The 23,090-nt window shown below is 47.5% G+C and carries 17 protein-coding genes; 5 read left to right on the forward strand and 12 right to left on the reverse strand.

Annotation, left to right across the window (positions count from 1 at the left end):
* Nucleotides 1-73: 73 nt before the first annotated feature.
* The 7 genes from R7P72_RS12435 to R7P72_RS12465 form a co-directional block, all read right to left on the reverse strand.
* Complete coding sequence (locus R7P72_RS12435) at nt 74-1,123, reverse strand: sensor domain-containing diguanylate cyclase (RefSeq protein ID WP_053303796.1); 1,050 nt, start codon at nt 1,121-1,123, stop codon at nt 74-76.
* A gap of 282 nt (nt 1,124-1,405) precedes the next feature.
* On the reverse strand, nt 1,406-2,257 hold the full coding sequence (locus tag R7P72_RS12440) for a carbenicillin-hydrolyzing class A beta-lactamase CARB-42 (protein WP_005375420.1): 852 nt from the start codon (nt 2,255-2,257) through the stop codon (nt 1,406-1,408).
* 324 nt (nt 2,258-2,581) lie between these two features.
* Nucleotides 2,582-3,148: a copper-resistant cuproprotein CopI gene (copI, locus tag R7P72_RS12445; RefSeq protein WP_213889720.1), complete on the reverse strand. Its 567-nt coding sequence runs from the start codon at nt 3,146-3,148 to the stop codon at nt 2,582-2,584.
* 76 nt (nt 3,149-3,224) lie between these two features.
* Nucleotides 3,225-6,434 carry an efflux RND transporter permease subunit gene (locus R7P72_RS12450; protein WP_213906913.1) on the reverse strand — a complete coding sequence of 1,070 codons (3,210 nt, stop codon included), beginning with the start codon at nt 6,432-6,434 and terminating at the stop codon, nt 3,225-3,227.
* 2 nt (nt 6,435-6,436) lie between these two features.
* On the reverse strand, nt 6,437-8,155 hold the full coding sequence (locus R7P72_RS12455) for an efflux RND transporter periplasmic adaptor subunit (RefSeq protein WP_053307856.1): 1,719 nt from the start codon (nt 8,153-8,155) through the stop codon (nt 6,437-6,439).
* Nucleotides 8,156-8,319: 164 nt separating this feature from the next.
* A complete protein-coding gene (locus R7P72_RS12460; protein WP_213906912.1) occupies nt 8,320-9,711 on the reverse strand; it encodes a TolC family protein in 1,392 nt (463 codons plus the stop codon).
* 135 nt (nt 9,712-9,846) lie between these two features.
* Complete coding sequence (locus R7P72_RS12465; protein WP_132936334.1) at nt 9,847-10,269, reverse strand: hypothetical protein; 423 nt, start codon at nt 10,267-10,269, stop codon at nt 9,847-9,849.
* Nucleotides 10,270-10,584: 315 nt separating this feature from the next.
* Here R7P72_RS12465 and fdhF point away from each other — a divergent pair, with 315 nt between their 5' ends.
* The 3 genes from fdhF (at nt 10,585) to R7P72_RS12480 (ending at nt 16,407) form a co-directional block, all read left to right on the forward strand.
* Nucleotides 10,585-14,823 (forward strand): formate dehydrogenase subunit alpha, encoded by a 4,239-nt coding sequence (fdhF, locus tag R7P72_RS12470; protein WP_213906911.1) that lies wholly within the window; start codon nt 10,585-10,587, stop codon nt 14,821-14,823.
* Nucleotides 14,824-14,916: 93 nt separating this feature from the next.
* Entirely contained in the window at nt 14,917-15,843 is a 927-nt protein-coding gene (locus tag R7P72_RS12475; protein ID WP_213906910.1) for an endonuclease/exonuclease/phosphatase family protein, read from the forward strand.
* A gap of 192 nt (nt 15,844-16,035) precedes the next feature.
* A complete protein-coding gene (locus R7P72_RS12480) occupies nt 16,036-16,407 on the forward strand; it encodes a hypothetical protein (RefSeq protein WP_027726579.1) in 372 nt (123 codons plus the stop codon).
* A gap of 76 nt (nt 16,408-16,483) precedes the next feature.
* On the opposite strand, the gene R7P72_RS12485 is transcribed toward R7P72_RS12480, so the two are convergent.
* The 4 genes from R7P72_RS12485 to R7P72_RS12500 all read right to left on the reverse strand — a co-directional run bounded on the left by R7P72_RS12485 (nt 16,484) and on the right by R7P72_RS12500 (nt 20,461).
* Entirely contained in the window at nt 16,484-17,581 is a 1,098-nt protein-coding gene (locus R7P72_RS12485; RefSeq protein WP_213906989.1) for an ABC transporter permease, read from the reverse strand.
* On the reverse strand, nt 17,581-18,507 hold the full coding sequence (locus R7P72_RS12490; protein ID WP_213906909.1) for an ATP-binding cassette domain-containing protein: 927 nt from the start codon (nt 18,505-18,507) through the stop codon (nt 17,581-17,583). The genes R7P72_RS12485 and R7P72_RS12490 overlap by 1 nt, the downstream gene beginning before the upstream one ends.
* A 4-nt stretch (nt 18,508-18,511) precedes the next feature.
* Nucleotides 18,512-19,462, reverse strand: a complete 951-nt coding sequence (locus R7P72_RS12495; protein WP_005375436.1) for an HlyD family secretion protein — start codon at nt 19,460-19,462, stop codon at nt 18,512-18,514.
* Between the two features lie 207 nt (nt 19,463-19,669).
* The gene (locus R7P72_RS12500; protein ID WP_005375437.1) at nt 19,670-20,461 is read right to left on the reverse strand and encodes a PhzF family phenazine biosynthesis protein; all 792 of its coding nucleotides are present in this window, start codon (nt 20,459-20,461) and stop codon (nt 19,670-19,672) included.
* A 187-nt stretch (nt 20,462-20,648) separates the two neighbouring features.
* On the opposite strand from R7P72_RS12500, the gene R7P72_RS12505 reads away from it, so the two are divergent.
* Both R7P72_RS12505 and R7P72_RS12510 read left to right on the forward strand, forming a co-directional pair.
* Complete coding sequence (locus tag R7P72_RS12505) at nt 20,649-21,182, forward strand: YbhB/YbcL family Raf kinase inhibitor-like protein (protein WP_005375444.1); 534 nt, start codon at nt 20,649-20,651, stop codon at nt 21,180-21,182.
* 19 nt (nt 21,183-21,201) lie between these two features.
* Complete coding sequence (locus R7P72_RS12510) at nt 21,202-21,981, forward strand: helix-turn-helix domain-containing protein (RefSeq protein ID WP_005375447.1); 780 nt, start codon at nt 21,202-21,204, stop codon at nt 21,979-21,981.
* Nucleotides 21,982-22,017: 36 nt separating this feature from the next.
* Here R7P72_RS12510 and arsB read toward each other — a convergent pair whose 3' ends face one another.
* On the reverse strand, nt 22,018-23,073 hold the full coding sequence (gene arsB, locus R7P72_RS12515; RefSeq protein WP_005375449.1) for an ACR3 family arsenite efflux transporter: 1,056 nt from the start codon (nt 23,071-23,073) through the stop codon (nt 22,018-22,020).
* Between the last annotated feature and the right edge of the window lie 17 nt (nt 23,074-23,090).

Below are 23,090 nucleotides of genomic sequence, written 5' to 3' on the forward strand. Positions count from 1 at the left end.
CGTATTAGTTATTTTAAGCGGGTTAGAATCGATAAAAGGTAGCGCAATGAGTCGCTACCTTTTTTTATTTTTTCTACCTTTCTTCACCAATATGAAACTCAACGCGATTTCTTCCGGTTTCTTTTGCCTTGTAAAGTGCTAAGTCGGCGCGTTTAACGAGTGGTTCAAATGAGTCGTCGAGACGACAGACTTGAGTTACCCCAATACTCGCGGTGAAGCTCATATCACAACCTGAATGTTGAACGGTCGTCGTTTCTAGTGCATTACGAATCGTTTCTAATGTGTCTAGAGCTTGCTGTGATGAGCGACTTCTTAATACGATGGCAAACTCTTCACCGCCAACTCTGGCAAGTAAGTCACAATCAAGTAGATGACTTTTAATAGTATTAACTGCATGGATCAGTGATTTATCGCCTGCGTCATGACCAAATCGGTCATTGAGGCTTTTAAAATTGTCGAGATCTAAAATAGCAACATGGAAGTCAATGCCCTGGGTTCGGTATTCATTTAGGCGGCTTTCGATTTGTCGCATGAACTCTCTGCGGTTTGGAATACCTGTTAGATCATCCGTCGTGGCGAGGTGCTCCATTTTCATGATCTGTATATGAAGGGCAATGTTTAAAGCAATCCAATTAGCGATGCACTGAAGCTGTGCCGCTTGTTCGTTTGTGTAAATGTGCGTTTGATGATGCGCAACATTAAGCGTTCCTAGGCAGACTTTACCGTGCATTAAAGGCGCGTCCATACACGTACCCATACCATTGGATGCGAGCATCACACAATCGATCTCATCAGATTGAGTAACATCGTCGCAGATCATCAGTTGTTGCTTTTTGAACACTCGGCCAACAAACGCTTGATGAATGGGCACTAAAAATTCAGCGGGAATCGCTTTACTACCAGAGAAAGAGTAGACCTTTAAATGATCATTGTTTTCATAAAGTGTGATACTCGCACGGTCAGAATTAAATATGCGATTTATCCATTCTGCCACCGTATCAAGTACTTGCTGTAGTGTTTCCGATTGAGCTAAAAAGTGAACAAACCCTATCGGCATACATATCGGACTTTCCATGTTTTGCATCGATAAGTCATCAGGGTTAAAAGTTCTTTCAAGTCTCAATAGACATCTCCTTGGCAATGTTGCAAATACCAACAATAAATTACGTGAAGCTATTTTGTAGAAAATGTGCTTCTTGGTAAGAGTATGGTTCAATTATCGCCGTTTGTGTGCATTTGGTTGCTTAATGTGGGCGTTAACTCACCCTAAATAAGTAAATCTTATACCTATTTATAAGTAAGTCATTACTCAATAAGTGGTGTTTTTAAGATGGAAGTACAGAATGAGCCCTTCTGGAAGAGAAGGGCTAGAAAAGGATACAAATAGGGTCAGGTGAGTGGTGACTTAATTGTCTTTATACTTTTGTAAAATCAACTGACTTATCTGCGCAACGAGTTGGTCCCTAGCTTGAAGTGAGAGCTCGGTTTCTGTGACATAAATACTAATGTAAACAGGTCGATGATTTTCCTTCCATATAATCGCGTTAATGCCACGCGAACCATGACCTCCCGCACCAGAACGGTCTGCAATAGACCAACCTGTTGGTAATACAGAACGCATTAACGAGTCTGAAACTTTGTTGTCCTGCATCCAGATTTTTAATTGTACACGAGACTCATAAGACAACGTTTCGCCTTCGACCAAAGTTCGAAGAGTGTTTAGTATGGCGTTAGGTGTGGTTGTGTCGCGGCTGTCGCCTGGTGTGGCTTCGTTCAAGCGAGGTTCTATTCTGTCTAGGCGCGTTGCTTTATCTCCAATTGTTCGCAGAAACATTGTTACGGCCTTAGGGCCGCCAATTTCATTTAATACTAAGTTGGCTGCGGTATTATCACTCATTAACATAGCGGCTTCACACGCGTGCTCTATGCGTGTGTTTTGGCCTGCGAGCTTATCCATCACTGGAGACCATACAACGATACTGCGCTCATCGACTTTTGCGGTCGCATTTTTACTTAGCTTACCGCTGTCCATATCACTTAGCATTTTGGCACAAGCTAGGGTTTTGAATGTGCTCATGAGTGGGAAGCGTTCATCGCCACGGTAATCCCAACGCTCGTCTGCTTGGGTATCCCAAACTGACACCCCAATTCTGCTTGAGGTTTGTTGCTCGAGGAGAGAAATGTCCTCATTCAGTTGGGACGCGTAACTTAGGGTTGAGCAAACCATTAGCCCAGCCAACAAAAATAACTTTTTCATGGATCGTGTTCTTCAATTTTAGTTTTAGTTCGCACGGTAGCGATGTCACGTAAACTATAACGAGCCAGTACTCTAAACACTGTTAAATCTATGTCTATTTTATGTAGGATTCTTTGCAATACGCTTAAACGGTCTCAATATGGGGAGAAGAGTGTTGCTATCAAGGCCTGTAGTTTGGCTTATATATTACGTCGGTGATTCGGTCACAAAAATATCTTAGCGAGAGACACTGGCTCAGAATTTCTTATCATGAGCTAACGAATAGTTTGATCCAGAAATAAAAGGAGCTGAATCATCAGCTCCTTTGTCTAGTTGGATAATTACTTACAGTTCAATCTTTTTAACCATGCCCGATTCTGCATGGCCCGGAATGTTGCACGCGAACTCAACCTTGTTGTCACCGTGGAAGTGCCACAGTAATTGCTTCGCTTTACCCGGTTCTACCGTCACAGAGTTGCCCGAGTCGTGCATATGATCACCGCTCATTGTCTTCATCATTTCACGATGTTCTAGCTGCTCTTTAGCCGAACCAATCGTAAACTCGTGGTTGATCTTACCGGTGTTCATGACTACAAACTGCACCACATCGTTTGGCTCAATCTTAACGTCTTTCTTGAACTTGATGGTCATGTCATCACCCAAGATAACGTGTACCACCTTGTCTGGCTTTGCCCCTTTTGCTGGCATACCAACAGTCGACATGCCCGGCATATCCATCATGTTTGAATGGTCCATTTTACTGTGGTCCATCTTCATGCTGCCGTGGTCCATATTTTCATGCTTCATATTGCTATGATCCATGTTCGCGTGGTCCATGTTTGAATGATCCATTTGAGCAAACGCAGTCGTTGTTGTTAGGGCTAGAGCAAGAGTGATTAGTGTCTTTTTCATTTTTATATCCTTGTTTTAATTCATTAATAACTTGGTTGCTTCCCCCCAAACGGCATGTTTGAGGGGAAGGTAGGGATTAAGCGTTGTTACCAGTGCGATCTGTGTTGTCGGCGTTTTCGATTTGGTTGCCAGCTTGCGTGCTTGTTTGGCTCGGAGTTGAGTTGTTTGGGCGCAACTCACGTTGTTTCCACAGCTTGAAGATGGCTGGAAGTACCAACAGCGTCAGCAGCAGTGCCGATGCCATACCGCCAATCATTGGCGCGGCGATACGTTGCATGACTTCTGATCCTGTCCCTTCGCCGTACATGATCGGAATCAGACCAATAATGACCGTCAGTACCGTCATCATTACTGGGCGAACACGTAGGCCTGCACCTTCACGAATGGCATCAGTTAGGTCTTTCGCCTCAAGCTTCTGTTGGCTCTCTTCTGCATCGAGTTTTTTGTAGTGCCACGCTTGGTTGAGGTAGACGAGCATGATGACCCCAATTTCAACCGCGACGCCTGCGAGGGCAATAAAGCCGACCCCAACAGCAATCGAGAAGTTGTAGTTGAGGATATGCATGAGCCACAAACCACCAACCATAGCGAGTGGTAGCGTAAGCATGATGATCATCACTTCGCCGACGCGACGGAAGCTGAAGTAAAGCAGCAGCATAATGATGGCGATGGTGATTGGTACCACGACGCTCAAGCGGTCTTTCGCACGCTCCATGTATTCGTATTGACCAGACCAAGCCAGTGAGTAACCCGCAGGAAGTTCCAATTGATCAGCAACAACCTGTTGCGCTTCTACGACGTAAGAGCCAAGGTCACGACCATCGATGTCGACAAATACCCAGCCGTTCGGGCGTGCGTTTTCTGTCTTGATCATCGGAGGGCCATCTTCATAACGAATGTCCGCTACATCAGCCAGCGCAATACGAGCGCCATTTGGTGTCACTAACGGTAGGTTTTGCAGTTTAACCACTGAATCACGGTAGTCTTGTGGGTAACGAACGTTGATTGGGTAACGCTCCAAGCCTTCAATGGTTTCACCCACATTCATGCCACCCACCGCAGTGGAGATCACTTGCTGAACGTCTTTGATGCTTAAGCCGTAACGCGCTGCTGCACGACGTTTAATGTCGATCGTGACATAACGACCACCTGCTACACGCTCAGCGTAAACCGATGCCGTGCCTTGTACGCCATTAAGAATTGGCTCCAGCTGAGAACCGATCTTCTCAATCACTTTCAGATCAGGTCCGGCGATCTTAATGCCGATAGGGGTTTTGATGCCCGTTGCCAACATGTCGATACGCGTTTTGATAGGCATTACCCAAGCGTTAGTAAGACCAGGGAACTGAACCAACTTGTCGAACTCTTTGCGCAGTGACTCGGTTGTTACCCCTTCGCGCCATTGATCGCGTGGCTTCAACTGAATCACGGTTTCAATCATGGTGAGTGGCGCTGGATCGGTTGCGGTCTCAGCTCGGCCAATCTTGCCCCATACGGTTTTCACTTCAGGAACGGTTTTGATCAGCTTGTTGGTTTGTTGTAGAAGCTCGCGTGCTTTACCAATTGAGATACCCGGATAGGTCGTTGGCATGTACATCAAGTCGCCTTCATCCAGCGGCGGGATGAACTCGCTACCCAGTTTACTGGTTGGGTAGTAAGCCGACGCCATCAGACCTAATGCGATAACAATCATGGTCTTAGGGTATTTTAAGCTGGTATTCAACAGCGGGCGGTACAGCGCGACCAAGCCACGGTTAACTGGGTTTTTGTGTTCCGGTAACACCTTACCGCGAATGAAGTAGCCCATAAGTACAGGCACGAGCGTGATTGCCAAACCTGCTGCCGCTGCCATGGCGTACGTCTTAGTGAACGCAAGCGGCGAGAACATCTTGCCTTCTTGGCCTTCTAAGGCGAACACCGGTACGAAGCTAAGAGTAATGATCAGCAATGAGAAGAACAGCGGTGCGCCGACCTCTTCTGCGGCTTTGCCGATTACTTGCCAGCGGTTTTTGTCGGTCAGTGGCGTTCGTTCAATGTGCTTATGAACGTTTTCAATCATCACGATTGCACCATCCACCATGGCACCGATGGCAATCGCGATACCACCAAGGGACATGATGTTGGCATTGATGCCTTGCCAATGCATTACGATAAACGCAGTGAGAATACCGACCGGTAGACTCAGAGCGATAACCAATGAAGAACGAATGTGGAATAAGAACAACGCGCACACAATCGCAACGACGATGAACTCTTCTGCAAGCTTCTTCCATAGGTTTTCTACCGCTGAATCGATAAGGGTAGAGCGGTCGTAGGTTGCAACAATTTCCACGCCTTCTGGTAGGCTGCGTTGCAGGTCTGCGAGTTTGTCTTTGACTTTCGCAATCACTTCACTGGCGTTCTCGCCAAAGCGCATTACGATAACGCCACCCACTGCTTCACCTTCGCCATTCAACTCTGAGATACCTCGTCGCATTTGTGGACCAAGGTTAATGTCTGCGATGTCTCCTAATAGCAACGGCGTGCCTTTCTCGGTGACTTTTAGCGGCAGTGATTTTATGTCTTCAATGCTGGTTAGGTAACCCGTGGTACGAACCATGTGCTCGGCTTCGGCCACTTCGATAACGGACGCGCCGGTTTCTTGGTTACCGTTTTGGATTGCCATGTTCACTTGTTGCAGAGTGAGGTTGTAAGCACGAAGCTTGGCAGGGTCAATCTGCACTTGATACTGCTTCACCATGCCGCCCACGGTCGCAACTTCAGAAACGCCATCAACGGTTTGCAATTCGTACTTCAAGAACCAGTCTTGCAGGCTGCGAAGATCCGCCAAATCATGCTTGCCGGTTTTGTCTTGTAATACGTAGCTGTAAACCCAGCCCACGCCCGTTGCATCAGGACCTAGGGTTGGTTTTGCGTTCGGTGGCAGCTTTGGTGCTACTTGGCTCAAGTACTCCAACACGCGTGAACGTGCCCAGTACATGTCGGTATCATCGTTGAAAATGATATAAACGTAAGAGTCACCAAAGAAAGAGTAGCCACGAACCGTCTCAGCACCCGGCACGGCAAGCATGGCGGTGGTGAGTGGGTAAGTAACTTGATCCTCGACGACTTGAGGAGCTTGACCCGGATAGCTTGTCTTGATGATCACTTGCACATCAGAAAGATCCGGAATCGCATCAACAGGCGTATTCTTTACACTGTAAAGTCCGCCTAATACAAGGGCTAAGGTCGCGACCAACACTAGGAATCGGTTGCTCAGTGACCAACGAATAATAGCATTGATCATAATTAACCCTCGACGGCTGTTGTTGCAGGAACTAGCTGTTTAAGAACGTAGTCAGATCCTTGTTTTTCAACTAGAAACCGAACTTTCTGTCCTTCTTCAAAACCCGATAGATCAACGTCTTCTCCCACAGAGAAGTTCATCTCACCTGCATCCCAGTTCCATTCTGCAACCGGTAGGTGGTTTAAGGTGATCATGCCAAAATCAGCCATCAGCATGCTAATGTCACCAGTTAGCCAAACTTCTGCTGCAATGACGCTGTTGTCTGCCTTATAGTCAACGATTTGGTACTGACCGGACTCCGTCTTTTGCATTTCAAATTCGATAGCCTGACCTTTTTTCAAGTCACCCATCTCAACGCCATCTGCGAAAGTGAAGTTCATTACCATGCCCGGCCAATCCCATTCTGGTACAGGCTGGTGGTTGATGGTCAGCATGCGGTGATCTTTCATTACGTCTGTGACCTCACCTTTGGCCCATGCTGTTTCTGCCGCTGCTTCTACACCATTGATGCGAGACAGATCCGCAGACTGGCTTGATTCAGAATCGAGCATGAAGTGAGATGAAGTAACGATCTTATCGCCTTGTTTAAGTCCTTGTAATACTTCGATTTGTTCGCCAGCTTCGCGGCCAACTTCAATTCGAGCAGAACGGTATTTGCCATCACCTTCCGCCAGAACAACGCGAGTCATACCGCCAGAGCGGATAACAGATGACTTAGGAATCGTTAACACTGCGTCGTCAGTGACAGGCTGCAAGGCAATATTGGCGAACATGTTTGGCTTCAATGCGCCATCTGGGTTAGGGAATTTAAGACGCACACGCAACGTACGTGTTTTCGGATCGAGGATTGGGTACACGTAATCTACGACACCTTGCCATTCATTGCCCGGAATCGCGTCAAGGGTCATCGTGGCTTGAGAGCCCGCTTTCATCCAGTGTGCTTGACGCTCAAAGACTTCTGCATCAACCCAAACATTGTCCAAAGGACCTGCACTGATCACCGCTTGAGCAGGGGATAAATAGCCACCTTCACGCACGTTTAAGCTCGCGATAACGCCATCAGCAGGCGCTTTGATTTCAATGGTTTGCGATGCTTTACCACTACGAGTAATGGATTTGATTTGAGCGCGGTCAACACCAAGCGTTACCAAGCGTTCGGTCGCGCCTTTTACAAGACCTTTGCGGCCAGTGCGGTACGCATTCAGCAATTCTTCTTGTGCTTTAACCAGTTCAGGAGAGTAGAGAGTGAAAAGCACATCGCCTTTCTTCACTTTCTCACCCACGGCATTGATGTAGAGTTTTTCTACCCAACCCGCCACACGAACGTTGGTTTGCCATAACAGACTTTCATCAAAGGCAATATAGCCAACCGTTTCGATGCGTGGTGATAGCTGTTGTAGTGTCGCGTTTGCGGTTTTAACCCCGAGGTTGTTCTCTACTGAAGGGTCAATAGTCACTGTACCCGGTGCGTCTTGTTCACCGGATAGGTCTTCTGCGTAAACCGGAATCAAATCCATGCCCATTGGGGACTTACCCGGCTTGTCGCGTTTGTAATTCGGATCCATTGGGGCAACCCAGTAAAGCGGATCATTAGAGCTTGCAGCAGATTCGCCACCCATAGCACTCATGTCGTGAGTCGAGCCCGTAAGAAAATGATTAGCACCAAACCCTAAAGCACCACCAACAATCAGCGCGATGGTTGCAATTTTAAATGTTTTCATTGTTTTACCTTATTTTCCCCTTCACATTTGACGCTACAGCGTTGTTGCCTGCTCTCGTTCACCCAAATCACATAGCAGATCCCTTAGTTTGTTAGGGAAAGTGCTCATGGGATTCTCTCGTTTGCCGCCTAGCTGTAGCCCCAACTGTCTTGGGGAATCACAAATTAATATGTCGAAATAGAGCGAGCTTCCGGTGAAGCCACTTGATAGTCGAAACCACCGAGTAGGGTGGCTAAATTGCTGTTTGCGATGTTGAGATCGGTCAGTAGGCGTTGTTGCTCCAATTGCAGAGCCAACTCGTCAGTCGTGGCGGAAATCACATCGTTAAACTGCGCTGTGTTGTTTTGATAACCCCGCTCAACGGCTTGGATGCGCGCTTTCGCTTGAGGCAATAAGGTGGATTGATAACGTTCTAAGCGTTGGGTTAAGTTGCCGCGATCAACCAGCAAAGTGTTCACCTTGGCATTCATCTGCGTTAGTAAGGTGTCCTTTTGTGATTGTGCCGCGCCAACTTGGTATTGAGCGGCCGCGAGATTGCGATCTTGGCGGTCACCCGTAAACAACGGAATGTCCATGGTGAGGTAAGCGCTGACCAAGTCTGATGCTGGCTCACCCATCATGTTGTCGGCTTGGCGGTAGGCGTACATTACTTCGACGCCAAACTGCGGGTTGTAGGCTTGCTCAGCAATTTCCACCTGCGTTTTATTGGCAGAAATGCTGACGTCGGTCATCTTAACCATCGGGTGTTGGCTGAGTTGCTGATAATGCTTGGTGGAACCCTGACTGGCAGCAAGTTTGCTGTTCAGTGTGTCCCAATTAAGTTGATTGCTCGCATGCAGGGCCTGTTCATTCGCCAACCAATCTGACCCCAACCATTCGGAGAGTTGAGAGATAAGACGACGTTGCATTTGTGCGTTGGCTTGCAGTTTCTCATCCAACTTGCTGACTTGTAATTGAGCATTGAGTAGGTCTTGCGCTTCACTCTTACCAATCGAATAGTTGGTTTGAATAAAGCTTTCCATCTCCTTCATCAACTTGCGGTTCTCAAGCAAGATTTGCTCAGCGCGTTGCTGGTAACCAAGCTCTAACCAAAGTTGAGTCATGCTGTTGGCTACCTCAAGCTCACGAGCATGAACTTGAAGCCCAAGGCCGTCGGCTTGTTGATTGGCTTTCTTCTGCTGTAAATCAAGCGTAGAGCCACGCTCAAACTGTTGCATTAAACCAACGGAGATGTTGGTCATTGGGTCTTCATCGAATTTGAAGCTGTCGACAGGCAAGCCGCCAAAACCCACTTTCAGTTTTGGGTCCATCAAGGTCGCGCTCGCGACGCCCGTTTCACGCATGGCAGCAGATTGCGCAGAGTATTGCTTACGATTGCCATCGTTACTCAAAGCGACGTTGATCAGTTGGGCAAGCTTGGTCGTTGAAGCTCGCTCACTTGATGCGGAATTTTGCGCTGCGTGCGTCTCTTTACCTGCGGCGTTAACCAAGGTTGGCGCAGCGACCAGAGCCACCATAAAAATAGGTGCAGCTAAGCGGTATGGTTTGATATCCATAATCTAAATCCAGTGTTCGCCGGATCGATGGAGGTGCGGATTTTATTGCGGGAACAGTAAAGCCTTGTTACCTCATCGTTCAGGCGCATTAAAACAACCTGCGATACACGCGCAGGGTCGAATGCTAGGACGGATTTAGGCTATAGGAGGTCGGTACAGGTCGCGGCTGACGTGTACGACTGGGGAAGCAACTTCAGGAGTAATGGTTGCGCGATAGACGACGGGCATTGGGCTATTGATAGGATTCGGTAGGGGGACGAAAACTATCGTACACGCGGCAGTGCAGCAGGTATGAACCATGCCGGAGCCTCCACCACAGTTCATGCTGGTTTCTCTTGCATCGCCATCTTCGGACAGAGAAGCGTCTGTCATGGAGACGTCCATCATGCCAGGCATACCGCAGTGTTCGCTGTCACTCATCATAGAAGGATGATGAGCCATGCCAGTAGACATCATTTGAATATTCATCAACGGCTCACTGTTCGCCACACTAGATACCAATAGTACTAGCGTCGTGAAGAGAGTTAACCAGATTGTATGCAGCGATTTTAAGTGCATACCCTTTCCCATGTGTTTGATGAAAATGATGAAAACCCTTCGATTCTAAAGGTTAACCTAAGGGTAAGGTCAATCATTTATTACTCTTATTATCAAAATAGTCCAACCCTTCAGTTTTCGCACTTTCGAGGGAGTAAAACGTTTGTTAAACACCGAGTGTTGAAAGTTAGCGAAAGAAGCCCTCGCTTTTTATGACACGTGAAAAATGTGGTTTATAAGTTTTACATCACACTAACTTGTCTTACAAATCATTATCCTTATAGAATGTATGGTTTTACTTGTGCAGATTTGGATTTGCTTTGCTGCGGGGGTTGCATGATAGAAATTGTCATCGATGGAAAATATAGAATTGTAGAAGAGGGTCTAACCCTTTTAGAAGCAGCAAAAGTGTGTGGGGTCGAGATCCCATCGCTGTGCGGAATGAACAAAAGTAATGAAAAAGTACCGTGTGACTTGTGTGTAGTTGAAGTCGAAAGTGGCGGTACTAAGCGTGCGTGTGAACTCGAAGTTTACCGCGGCCTTAATGTGGTCACGCAATCAGAACAATTAAGCGAGCACCGCAGAAAAGCACTCAACCGCATCATGACGGACCATTACGCCGATTGTGAAGCGCCATGTAAAACCGCGTGTCCAGCGGGTGTAGATATCCAATCGTACCTTTATCACATCGCACAGAACGATCATCAAAAAGCGATTGAAGTGATTAAGCGTACGCTGCCTATGCCGTTATCGATTGGCCGCGTATGCCCTGCATTTTGTGAGAGCGAATGTCGCCGCTCGTTAGTCGATGAACCAATTGCAATTCGTCAGCTAAAACGTCATGCCGCGGATGCGGATTTATCTGCGCATGAAGCCTACGTACCAGAAAAGAAATCAAGCAAAGGTTTGAACATTGCCGTTGTTGGCGGTGGTCCTGGTGGTCTAACGGCTGGCTACTACTTATCGAATGAAGGCTACGACGTTACGGTCTTTGAATCCATGCCAAAAGCGGGCGGTTGGTTGCGTTATGGCATTCCAGAATATCGCCTACCAAAAGACATTCTCGATAAAGAAATCGAATTGATGTGCCGTAATGGCATGCAGGTTCGCACCAACCAAAAACTGGGTGTGGATTTCACACTTTCTCAATTGAGCGAAGAATACGATGCAGTGTGTTTGGCTGTCGGCGCGTCTCAAGCGGTCGAAATGCATTACACAGGCAGTGACCTTGAAGGTTGCTACTTAGGCGTTGATTACCTAAAAGATTACGTTACTGAGCAAAACTACGTCACGGGTCAGAAAGTCGCGGTGATCGGTGGTGGTAACACGGCAATTGACTGTGCTCGTACTGCGCGTCGTGCTGGTGCCGACACCACGTTGATTTATCGTCGTACTCGTGACGAAATGCCAGCAGAAGACTACGAGATTGTCGAAGCGGAACACGAAGGGGTGAAATTCCACTTCTTGACCAACCCTGCTGAAAATCTTGCCGATGAAACCGGACGCGTGAATGCGATTCGTCTAGAGCGCATGGCATTGGGTGAGCCAGATGCATCTGGTCGTCGAAGCCCTAAACCAACAGGCGAGTTCTTCACCGAAGAGTTCGACACCGTGATTGCGGCAGTATCGCAAAAGCCAGATCTGAGCTTCCTCGAAGGAGAAGATTTGTCGATTCCACTTACGCGTTGGAACACCTCCGATGCAGATGAAAAGACCATGCACACAGGCACGGGTAACATCTTCAGTATTGGTGATTTCCGCCGTGGTCCAGCAACGGCAGTTGAAGCAGTGGGTGATGGTCGCGTTGCGGCAAAAGCCATTGACCTGTTTTTGAATGGCGATATGGCGGATATGCCAAAGGCGGCGTTCAACTCACGAAAAGAGAAGAAACTTTCTCAAGTCGACCCGCTTCACTTCGAGAACATCCAAAAAGTCGCTCGCTCTATCATGCCTGAACTGACTCCAGCACAACGCGAGCAAAGCTTCGCTGAAGTGGAGTTAGGCTTTGATAACGAAGAAGCGATGAAGGAAGCGGCGCGCTGTCTAGAATGTGGCTGTCAGGCAAATACCGATTGTGCGCTGCGTGATTACTCCACTGAATATGAAGCTGAGCAAAGCTTTGACTTCTCCTTTCAGATTAAATCACACCAAGATTGGTTAGATTTTCGTGCGAAAGACTTGCGTCATAAGTACGAAGTTGACCGCAGTTCTGAGTTTATTGAGTTTGATGCTAACCGCTGTATTAGCTGCGGTCAGTGCATCCAAGCGTGTCGCGACAAAGCCGTGCACGGTGTACTGAACTTTGTGTGCGATAAACAAGGTCGCCCTGCGTTACGTCCAGACGATCGTCCACACTTTGGAAGTAACAAGAATGGTTTAACTCTGATGGGCGATTCGAACTGCGTGCAATGTGGTGCGTGTGTTCAAGTATGTCCAACGGGGGCGATGGTCGATAGTCGTGACCGTTCGCAAGGTCGCACTGAAGATCTGAAAGCGGTCGACACCATTTGTACATACTGTGGTGTGGGCTGTAAGTTGACTATGTTCGTGGACGAAGCAACCAATACGATTCGTTACGTGAAAGGCGGTGACTCGCCGGTGAACCAAGGCATGCTTTGTGTGAAAGGGCGCTTTGGTTTTGACTTCATTGGCAGTGAAGAGCGTCTTACCACGCCATTGATTCGCAAAGACGGTTGGTTGCAGCCTGCAAGCTGGGAAGAGGCAATTAAACTGATTGCGAGCAAGTTCTCTGGCATCAAGCAAGATTTTGGCAGCAACGCATTAGCGGGTTTCTCTTCAGCAAAAACCACCAATGAAGACAACTACGCGTTCCAAAAATTTGTCCGCCGTGAATTGGGCACCAATAACGTCGACCACTGTGCGCGTTTGTGTCACGCATCGAGTGTAACCGGTCTTGAGGCATCACTCGGTAGTGGTGCAATGACCAACGACATTCCAAGCATTAAGCACTCGGATGTGATCTTTATTATTGGTTCGGATACTACATCGGCGCACCCGATTATCGCTTCACATATCAAACAAGCCATTCGTCACCACGGCGCTCGCTTGATTGTGGCTGACCCGAAACGTGTCGATATGGCAGAGCATGCTGAGTTGTACATGGCGCACCGTCCGGGTACGGATGTGATGCTTTTAAATGGCGTCATGCAGCAGATCATCAAGAACGGTTGGTACGATCAAGAGTACATCGAAGAACGTGTCGACGGCTTTGATACCTTGTTGCGAGAAGTGATGTCGCCAGCTTACAATCTCGATAAAGTGGAGTTGGTGACGGGCGTAAAAGCTGAAGACATTCAAGCAATGGCGCGCATGATCGGTACGGCAGATCGTACGGCTGTTTACTACTCGATGGGTATTACTCAGCACACGACAGGTCATGACAACGTGCGTTCTATCGCTAACCTGCAATTGCTGTGTGGCAACATCGGTATTGAAGGTGGTGGTATCAACCCGCTGCGTGGTCAATCAAACGTGCAAGGCGCGTGTGATATGGGCGCTTTGCCAAATTGCTACCCGGGCTATCAAAAGGTATACAACCCTATTGTGCGTCAGAAGTTTGCGATTGAATGGAACGCGCCAAATCTGCCGTCTGAGCACGGGTTAACGTTGACTGAAATTATCGATGCAGCTTGCCATCGTGACGTTCGTGGTATGTACATCATGGGTGAGAACCCAGTGTTGAGTGACCCGAACCAAGCGCACGTGATTGAAGGTTTAGAAGCGCTCGATTTCTTAGTGGTGCAAGACATCTTCCTAACGGAGACTGCACAATACGCGGATGTGGTTCTGCCTTCTTGCTCGTTTGCAGAGAAAGCGGGTCACTTCACCAATACGGAGCGTCGTGTTCAGCGTGTGAATCCGGTTGTCACGGCACCGGGTGAAGCGAAAGAAGATTGGTGGATTATCCAAGAGATCGCCAATGCCATGGGCAGTGATTGGGACTACCGCTGCGTGTCTGATATCACTAATGAAATCGCACGAGTGACACCTCAATACGCAGGCCTTCGTTGGGAGGCGATCACGCCAAATGGCGTGCAATGGCCGAGCAACAAGAACAACCCGGCAGGTACGCGCATCATGCACCAAACCCAGTTTACTCGTGGTAAAGGGCAAATGGTGGGCGTACCGTTCCGTTATGCGGCTGAGCTGCCAGATGAAGAGTACCCACTGGTGCTTACTACAGGTCGTGTACTTGAGCAGTTCCACACTGGCACCATGACGCGCAAAACCAAAGGGTTGGATAACCTTGCTGGTCCACGTGCGATGGTGAGCGTGGAAGACGCAGAAGCGCTAGGTATCAGTAATGGTCAGCGTCTGACAGTGTCTACACGTCGCGGCAGCATTGAGATTAATGCTTTTGTGACTAAGCGAATTCAAAAAGGAGTGGTGTTCATCCCATTCCATTTTGTTGAGTCGCCAGTGAACCGCCTAACGACAACGGCGACTGATCCACATGCGAAGATCCCTGAGTTCAAAGTTGCTGCGGTTAAAGTGGAAGTGAGCGAAAAAGCGCTGCTCACAGAGCCTGCAACGGAAGCGGTTCATTCCATTTAAGCCAATCTGTTTAGATACAGTTCAGCAGTGCACTGGCGAGTTGGGCGATTACATATAAGCTTATGATATGTAATCGCTAAATGAGCCGTGCGTGTGCTGAGAGTCATTAAATGGGTTGTGTTGTTTCTACCTGCCTCAATTTGGCTGGTGGCAAGGCAATATCATGATATTTGGTGGGCGGAGAATCTAACTTCGATTCCCGCTCTCCTTTTATTCGTCTACCTAGGTTTTGCTTTGGTACTTTTGGTTTGTCGTCACTGGGCGAAAGCCATTTTCTCTGCTTTAATCGGCTTCGCTTCTATTGCGTTTCTCTTACCCACTCAAATCACAAACAACCAAACCTGCGAAAATCCGCTGACAATAGTCCAATTCAACCTGTTCTACGAAAATCCGGACATTAATCAGTTCATTAATTACTTGCTTAAACACCCTTCGGATTTGGTGGTGATGCAAGAGCTCTCGCCTCAAGTGGGGGAGAAGCTTCATCTTCTTGACGACATTTATCCTTTCTATTATGGCGGCCAGCGCGGTGTTGGTTACCCGTCAAATCAGATGATTTTGAGCCGCTATCCTTTGGAGCCTGTTTCGATTTATCACACCCCAGATGGTCAAGAGGTGATTCGAGCAACATGGCAAGTGGACAACCCAATTACCTTAATGACGGCGCATCCGCCCTCGCCAAGAACTGAGCCGTTATGGCAACGCCGCAATGCACTGATTCGAACCATAGAAACCCTTACCGATTTGTACCCAACACCAGAAATGATCGTGATAGGGGATTTCAATCTTTCTGCTTCAAGCCCGAGGTTTAATGGGCTGTTTTCTCGTTTCCAAACTCAACCTGTTGCCAGTTGGCCAACATCAGTGAAAGGCTTGCCGGTTCCTGCTTTCGCCATGATAGGGATTGATCACCTCTGGCTTAAGTCAGAAAACTCAAATCGGAGAATCTGTTCAAGAGCATCGACAGATCAACCGAATGGCTCTGATCACAGGTTGGTGACGACTCTAATCGGGCAATGAGTTAGTACTTTCTATTGGTAAAGTGTCTAGTTATTTAGAATTAGGTTAAATCGTGGTGTGGCTTGTCATGGAATTGACGGACTCTGACCTTAAGTTGTTATTTGGGTGAATTCTTTAACCTAAACTCCATCCGCTTCCTATACTGAGAATATAGAGAAAAGCAGAAATTCATAATGATAAGAGGCAACTTGTATGACAAGAACTACCTCAGCAGTGTTAATACTTATTTTAATGAGCGCCTATTTTGCCTATAACCGTTTTTACGTTTATCCGCAAAAGCTAGAAACACAGGCGGAATCGATGCTGATCCAAATGGCCAACCGTGAAGAGTGGCTTGACGTACATGAGATGATGGAACGTGTAGAAGCGCACAAGGCGCATCTGGAGTTGAACGCAGATATCACCTCAACCAGCGGTAAACGTGCATACAGCGAAGGTTACATCACCTATAGCGACCGCAGTCGCAACGTATGCAAACAAGTGGTTTTCAACTTCAAAATCAATTCGCTAAGAAGTTATAGCATTTCAGACCTGCACGATTGCTCTTTAGGTGAGTACTACTGATCTCGCTACGATAATTGATGATTCAACAAAAACGCCTCCAAATCCGGAGGCGTTTTTAGTTTTGGAATCTGATGGGTTAATCGAGTGATTTTTTGAAGCGCAATGACGCAACAATTAAACCTATCACCGTAAAGCCCAGTAGCCAGACTGTATCTCGCCATAGCTCCATTAAATCTGCACCGCGCAACACCACACCCCGAATAATACGCATGAAATGTGTGGCTGGTAGGGCTTCTGATATCCATTGTGCCGCGACGGGCATTCCTTCATAAGGGAACATAAATCCGGACAGAAGAATCGACGGCAAAAGAATAAACACCGTCATCTGCATGGCCTGAAGTTGTGTCGTCGCAATGGTGGATATCACCAGACCTAAGGTTAAACTCGCGGCGATAAACAACAGCGTGCCAAACAATATCTGACTAATGGCGCCGTTTATCGGCACACCAAATATCCAGTGCCCCAAGCCTAAAATGATAAACACCTGAATCAGACCAACAAAGATGTAGGGAATGATCTTCGCCACCATGAGCTCGATGGAGTGGATTGGCGTAGTAATCAGTAACTCTAAATTGCCGCGTTCTCGTTCTCGAACAATGGCTGCACTGGTGAACAAGATCATCGTCATAGTTAGAATCACGCCCAATAAACCGGGGACAATGTTCACCGCCGAGCGCCGACTCGGGTTGTAATACAGCGCAACTTCAAAGGTTTTGGTTGGGGCAGGGCGTATCTCAAAATCAAAATCCGTTAACGGCATGGTTTGTAGTGAGAGAATTGCCGAGCTGATCATGGTGTCTGAACCATCTACAATCCACTGCCCAAGCTCTCGCCCATGCACCATACGTTGGGTTAAGTCGCTAGGCAAAATTAAAGCCGCTCGCACCAAACCGTCTTGAATGGCTTGTTCTGCTTCAGAAGCGGTAGCGAAGGTTTCGACCACATCGACCACTTGCGTGACTTTGACGGACTCGGTAATTACACGCCCGGCAGTACTGCCACTTTGATCGACGACGCCAACGGGGATGTTGCGAATATCCGTATTAATGGCAAAGCCGAATAGCAGAAGCTGAATCAGGGGGATCATTACGACCATGCCAAAGGTAATGCGGTCACGTGAAAGCTGACGGATCTCTTTGATCATCACCGCTTTCATGCGGGCAATAGATTTCATCATTGGCGACCTTCTCCCGTCACGCTGACAAACACATCTTCCAAGCTCGGGCGAGCAATGTTCATCTCGCAGCCCTCAAGCTCAGGAAAGATTTGGGTTAACCATTCGATCGGTTGTTCGATGTGCTGGTGGATCAAAATGCGTAAGCGAATGCCGAGCTGTGCGGCTGAGCGTACTTCTTCGCGCTGAATGACTTTCTCTTTTAGCTCGCGTAGGTTGTCCGCTTTGACTTCGACGATGTTAACGCCCATTTGCGCCATGAGTTCTTCTGGCTCACCATCGGCGCGGATTTCGCCCGCTTCCATAATCGCTAGACGATGACAGCGTTCTGCTTCGTCCATGTAGTGCGTAGTGACCAGAATCGTCGTGCCTTGGTCAGAGAGGTCAAACAACTGCTCCCAGAAATCGCGTCGGTTCTCTGGGTCAACCGCAGATGTGGGTTCATCGAGAAACAACAGTTCTGGTTTGTGCATAGTGGCTGCGGCGAGAGACAAGCGTTGCTTCTGGCCGCCACTCATTCCACCGACGCGCTGTTTACGCAATTGGTCGAGACCGTAGGTGGCTAGTTGTTCTTCGATGCGAGCTTTCAGCGCCTTGGTTTCCATACCAAAGATTTGTCCAATAAACTCAAGATTCTCTTGAACCGTCAGGTCATCATAGAGGGAGAACTTTTGCGTCATGTAGCCAATCTTGAGGCGCAGAAGCTCAGATTGTTTTGGGATCTCTAGCCCGAGTACATCGACATTGCCTTCGCTTGGGCTAAGTAAGCCAGTTAACACACGAATAGTTGTCGATTTGCCACAGCCGTTAGGACCAAGAAAACCATAAATACTGCCTTTGGGCACATTAAGCGTGATGTTGTTGATGGCGGTGAAGTCACCAAACTTCTTCACCACATTTTCAGCTTGAATCGCGTATTCGGTCATTGGCTTACTCCACCAAATCCACTTGCGCTGGAATGCCCGAAGGCAAGGATTGTGCGGAGTCTTGTAGGTCGACTTCTGCAAGGTACATCAAACGCGAGCGTTCTTCTTCGGTAAGCGCGAAATAAGGCGTAAATGAAGGCTCAGTCGCAACCCAACGAACGGTGCCGCTATAAGGTTGCTCAACGCCATCTACATGCACGTTAACCGTTTTACCCGGGACAAAATCGACTCGGTAGTTGGCAGGAACATAAACGCGAGCGTATGGGACGCGACTGGCTTGTATTACAGCAACCACGCCATTCACAGGAACGCGTTCGCCAAGGTTAAACGGTAGGTTATCTAACAAGCCATCTCGCGTGGCGGTGATGGTGAGTTCTGCCAGTTTTTGTTCTTGCAGTGCCACATCGGCTTTTGCTGCCATGAGTGCGGCTTTCGCTTGTTCAATATCTTCAGGGCGAGAGCCAGCCGTCAGTTTGCTGAACTCTTCTTGTGAGGAGTCTAGCTCTGCACGGGCAGAATCTCTGGCTGCTAAAGCGGTGTCTTTTTCTGATTGGCTGATGAGTTTTTTACGAACTAACTCCGCTTTACGTTGGTAGTTCTTTTGCGCTTCAATCAATTGAGCTTCCGCTCTGGCAACGCGAGCTTGCGCTGCGGCAATGTCTTCTGGTCGCTCACCATTGGTCAATTTCAAAAGATAGGCGTCAGCCTTGGCTTGTTCGGCAACGGCGTGAGCTAAAACGGCTTCTTGGTTCTTTGTATCGAGCTGAACCAGCACTTCTCCTTCGGTGACTTGGCTGCCTTCCTTAATGGGTAGGGCACGAATTATCTCGCTAGAGGTGGCAGTGAAGGTTACGCGGTCACGTTCTAGTGTACCAAGGGCTTGCTGTCCGTCATCTTTGGAACAGGCAGTTAAAAGAGTCAGGGCTAGGGTGCCAAGAATGATTCGCTTCATCATGCGACGCTTCCTCTAAGAAGGTGAGCTCGAACTCGTATCAAGCTATAGAAGAGTATGGGACTGCATTCAGTGTAACGTGAGTCAGTTTTGTCCGGCTAGGAAGTTAATTCCTTCAATATTCATCAATTGATTAATTATTGAAGTTGGCTTGATCCTGCGGAAGCCGTGCTTTACTTGGCTCTTTTAAGTTGATTACATGAATATCATTTAAACAAAAATCTTGCCTTTCATGTAGAGCACGCCGTCGCCAGACACTCTTACTTGTTCGCCAATAACTTCACAATGAAGAATACCTCCGCGCTGAGAAGCTTGGTAAGCAACCAGTGATGTTTTGCCTAATTTTTCTGCCCAGAATGGTGCTAATCCAGCGTGAATCGAGCCGGTTACGGGGTCTTCGTCACCACCATTTGCAGGCCAAAAGTAACGCGATACAAAGTCTTGTTGATCACCTTTCGCGGTAACGACCACATCGTAAGGAGCGAGTGTCTTGAGGTGCTCTGAACGGTATTGAACCTCAAGTACCTCCTGCTGGTTGCCGACCACCACGAAATACGCTTGAGGGCTAAGCAGTACGCGTTCCACATCGCAACTTAGGCCATCAATCAATGCCGAGGGAATATCAGAAACGGCTTTTGGAGGACGAGCAGGGAACGTCATCTCGATCTTACCTTGCGCATTCTTCTCTACGGTGAGGGTTCCTACTTCCAGAGTATGAAATTCAATCGTGCCATTAATGCCAAACTCATCAAACAGCACTAACGAAGAGGCCAGTGTTGCGTGTCCACAGAAATCGATTTCAGTAATCGGAGAGAACCAACGAATCTCATATCGGTTTGCGCCAATGGATTTTAGAAAAGCCGTTTCCGACAAGTTGTTTTCTGTCGCGATATTTTGCATCAATTCTGGGGCTAGCCATTCCTCTAACGGTACGACCGCTGCTGAGTTGCCTTTGAATTGCGTATCGGTGAAGGCGTCCACCACGTAGATATCCAATTCCATTTTCCTTCCTTGTTCCGTGAGCGATTAATTAGCATAAACCAAGTGCAATTAAGAGAGTAAGAAATTTGTGTTAGAATCTTAAAGTGTCAAAATTATAGATTATTTTGTGTTTTTTGATACTTACTGACAAGGATTCGGACTGCTGGGTACTTACACTAGTGTTGAATTCATTGAAAGGAAGAAAAACATGAAAGCGATCTACAAATCAGTTTTGGCATTGAGTGTTTTTGCGGTCGGTTCTGCCCATGCATTTGAACTCGTGAGTAGAGATATTCAAGAAGGCCACCCGATGGCGAAGACATTTGAATACTCTGGTTGGGGATGTGATGGCGGGAATCAATCACCACAATTGATGTGGAAAGAAGCTCCAAAGGGCACAAAAAGTTTTGCGATCACCGTGTATGACCCCGACGCGCCAACAGGCAGTGGTTTTTGGCATTGGATAGCGTTTAATATTCCATCCACCGTTAGCGAACTGCCTCGAGGCATTGATATGAACAAGTTAGGCGGCAAAGAATCTCGTATTGACTACGGCACAACGGGGTTCGGCGGCGCGTGTCCTCCAAAGAATGATGGGATGCATCGTTACCAGTTTACGGTGTGGGCATTGCCAACTGAAGAACTGAATTTGGATGAAAACACGCCACCAGCCATTGTAGGGTTTACTTTGAATAGTGTTGCTTTGGGTAAAGCGACATTAACCACGACTTACACGCGATAATTGAATATAAGGGGAGAGAATGGGTCACCAATATCAGGTTACGCTGTTTCGTGCGGAGCAGCAGCAGAAGCTTCGTAATGTCAGGATTCACTCCCCAAGCCTTATTCAGATTGTTAAGGGGAGTAAACATCTTTTCTGGAAAGATGGAGTACTCGACATCCATCATCCAAATATCATGCTTTGTGAAGCAAATGCATCCCTAAATTTTGAAAATCTTCCTCTACAAGGGCGATTTCTTTCTCGAATGTTCAGTTTTCACTGTGTGCCTAGCGATGAAATGTTGGAGCTAAGCATGAGCAACGCATTAGGAAACTATGTACCCGTTGTTGAGACAGATAAAGCATTGCAAGCGACGTTAAATGCTTTGTTTTCGTTTGAGCGGGAAAGCTTAAGTGAAGCGACACAACGCTATTGGATTATGGGCCTATATCAGCAGCTAGCTGAGAGAGGGTTATTGCATCGGTTGTTCTCGAGTTCACATATCTCTTTTAGTCAGAAACTTAGTCGTTACTTATCGCGCTCTCCAGGGGAGGAGCATCCATTAGATATGGTCGCGGGGCACTTTGCTATGAGCCGAGCAACATTGATACGCAAACTGAAACAAGAAGGTACTCAGTATCGCGAAGTATTGGCAGAAGTCCGCTTAAATCACGCACTTTACTTGATGCAAAATGGCTCGTATAACGTTGCGCTGCTCGCACAGTTGTGTGGTTATCAGTCAGAGGGGCGTTTTAGCCAACGCTTTAAAAGTAAGTTCGGCCTAACGCCCAGTGAGTATATTAAAACGGTGGTGAGTTAATGTTTTACCGCTTTTTTATTTTTTGTGCTTTTTAGGTTAACCATAATATTTGGTTTTCATTCGCAATGCTACGTTCACCAAAGCAATCAATACAGGCACTTCGATCAGTGGACCAATGACACCAGCAAAAGCTTGGTCTGAGTTTAGGCCAAACACCGCGATAGAAACCGCAATAGCCAATTCAAAGTTGTTGCCTGTTGCTGTGAAGGCAATCGACGCATTTTTGTCGTAGTCGATGCCCATTTTCTTACCAACGAAGAAGCTGACAAAGAACATCAACACAAAGTAGATAGCCAGTGGAATTGCTACACGGAATACATCCATTGGCAGTTCAAGAATCATCTCACCTTTTAAGCTGAACATCAGTACGATGGTCGCAAGTAGGGCGATAAGGGTAATTGGTGAAATGCGTGGGATGAACACGTCGTTGTACCATTGCTCACCTTTCGCAGCGACCAGCCATTTACGGCTTAGGAAGCCCGCTAGGAATGGGATACCAAGGTAAATCAGAACGCTTTCCGCGATGTCCATCATCGAGATATCAACCACGAAACCTTCGTAACCAAAGACTGGTGGCAACACAGTGATGAATAACCATGCCATCACACTGTAAGTCACGATTTGGAAAGCGCTGTTTAGTGCAACTAGGGCTGCACCGTATTCTTTGTTACCGCCACCGATATCGTTCCATACCAATACCATGGCAATACAACGAGCAAGACCAATCAGAATGATACCAACCATGTAACCCGGATGATCACCTAGGAAAGTCAATGCAAGGATGAACATCAAAATAGGGCCGACAATCCAGTTCATGACCAAAGACAGCGTGATCGCTTTTTTATCTTTCGTCACTGTGCCTAGCAAGTTGTAGTTCACCTTTGCGAGTGGCGGGTACATCATCAAAATCAAACCAATCGCTAGCGGTACGTTTGTGCTACCAACTGACATTGACTCGTTCCACTCAGCAACTTGAGGGAATGCTGCGCCAATACCTACACCGATTGCCATTGCCACAAAAATCCACACCGTTAGGTAACGGTCCAAGAAGCTCATTTTGTCGCTGGCACTATTTAAAACTTGAGTAGTCATAGTGTTCTCTTATTCGT

This window comes from Vibrio sp. Vb0888, from assembly GCF_033338835.1.
Classification (GTDB): Bacteria; Pseudomonadota; Gammaproteobacteria; order Enterobacterales; family Vibrionaceae; genus Vibrio; species Vibrio alginolyticus.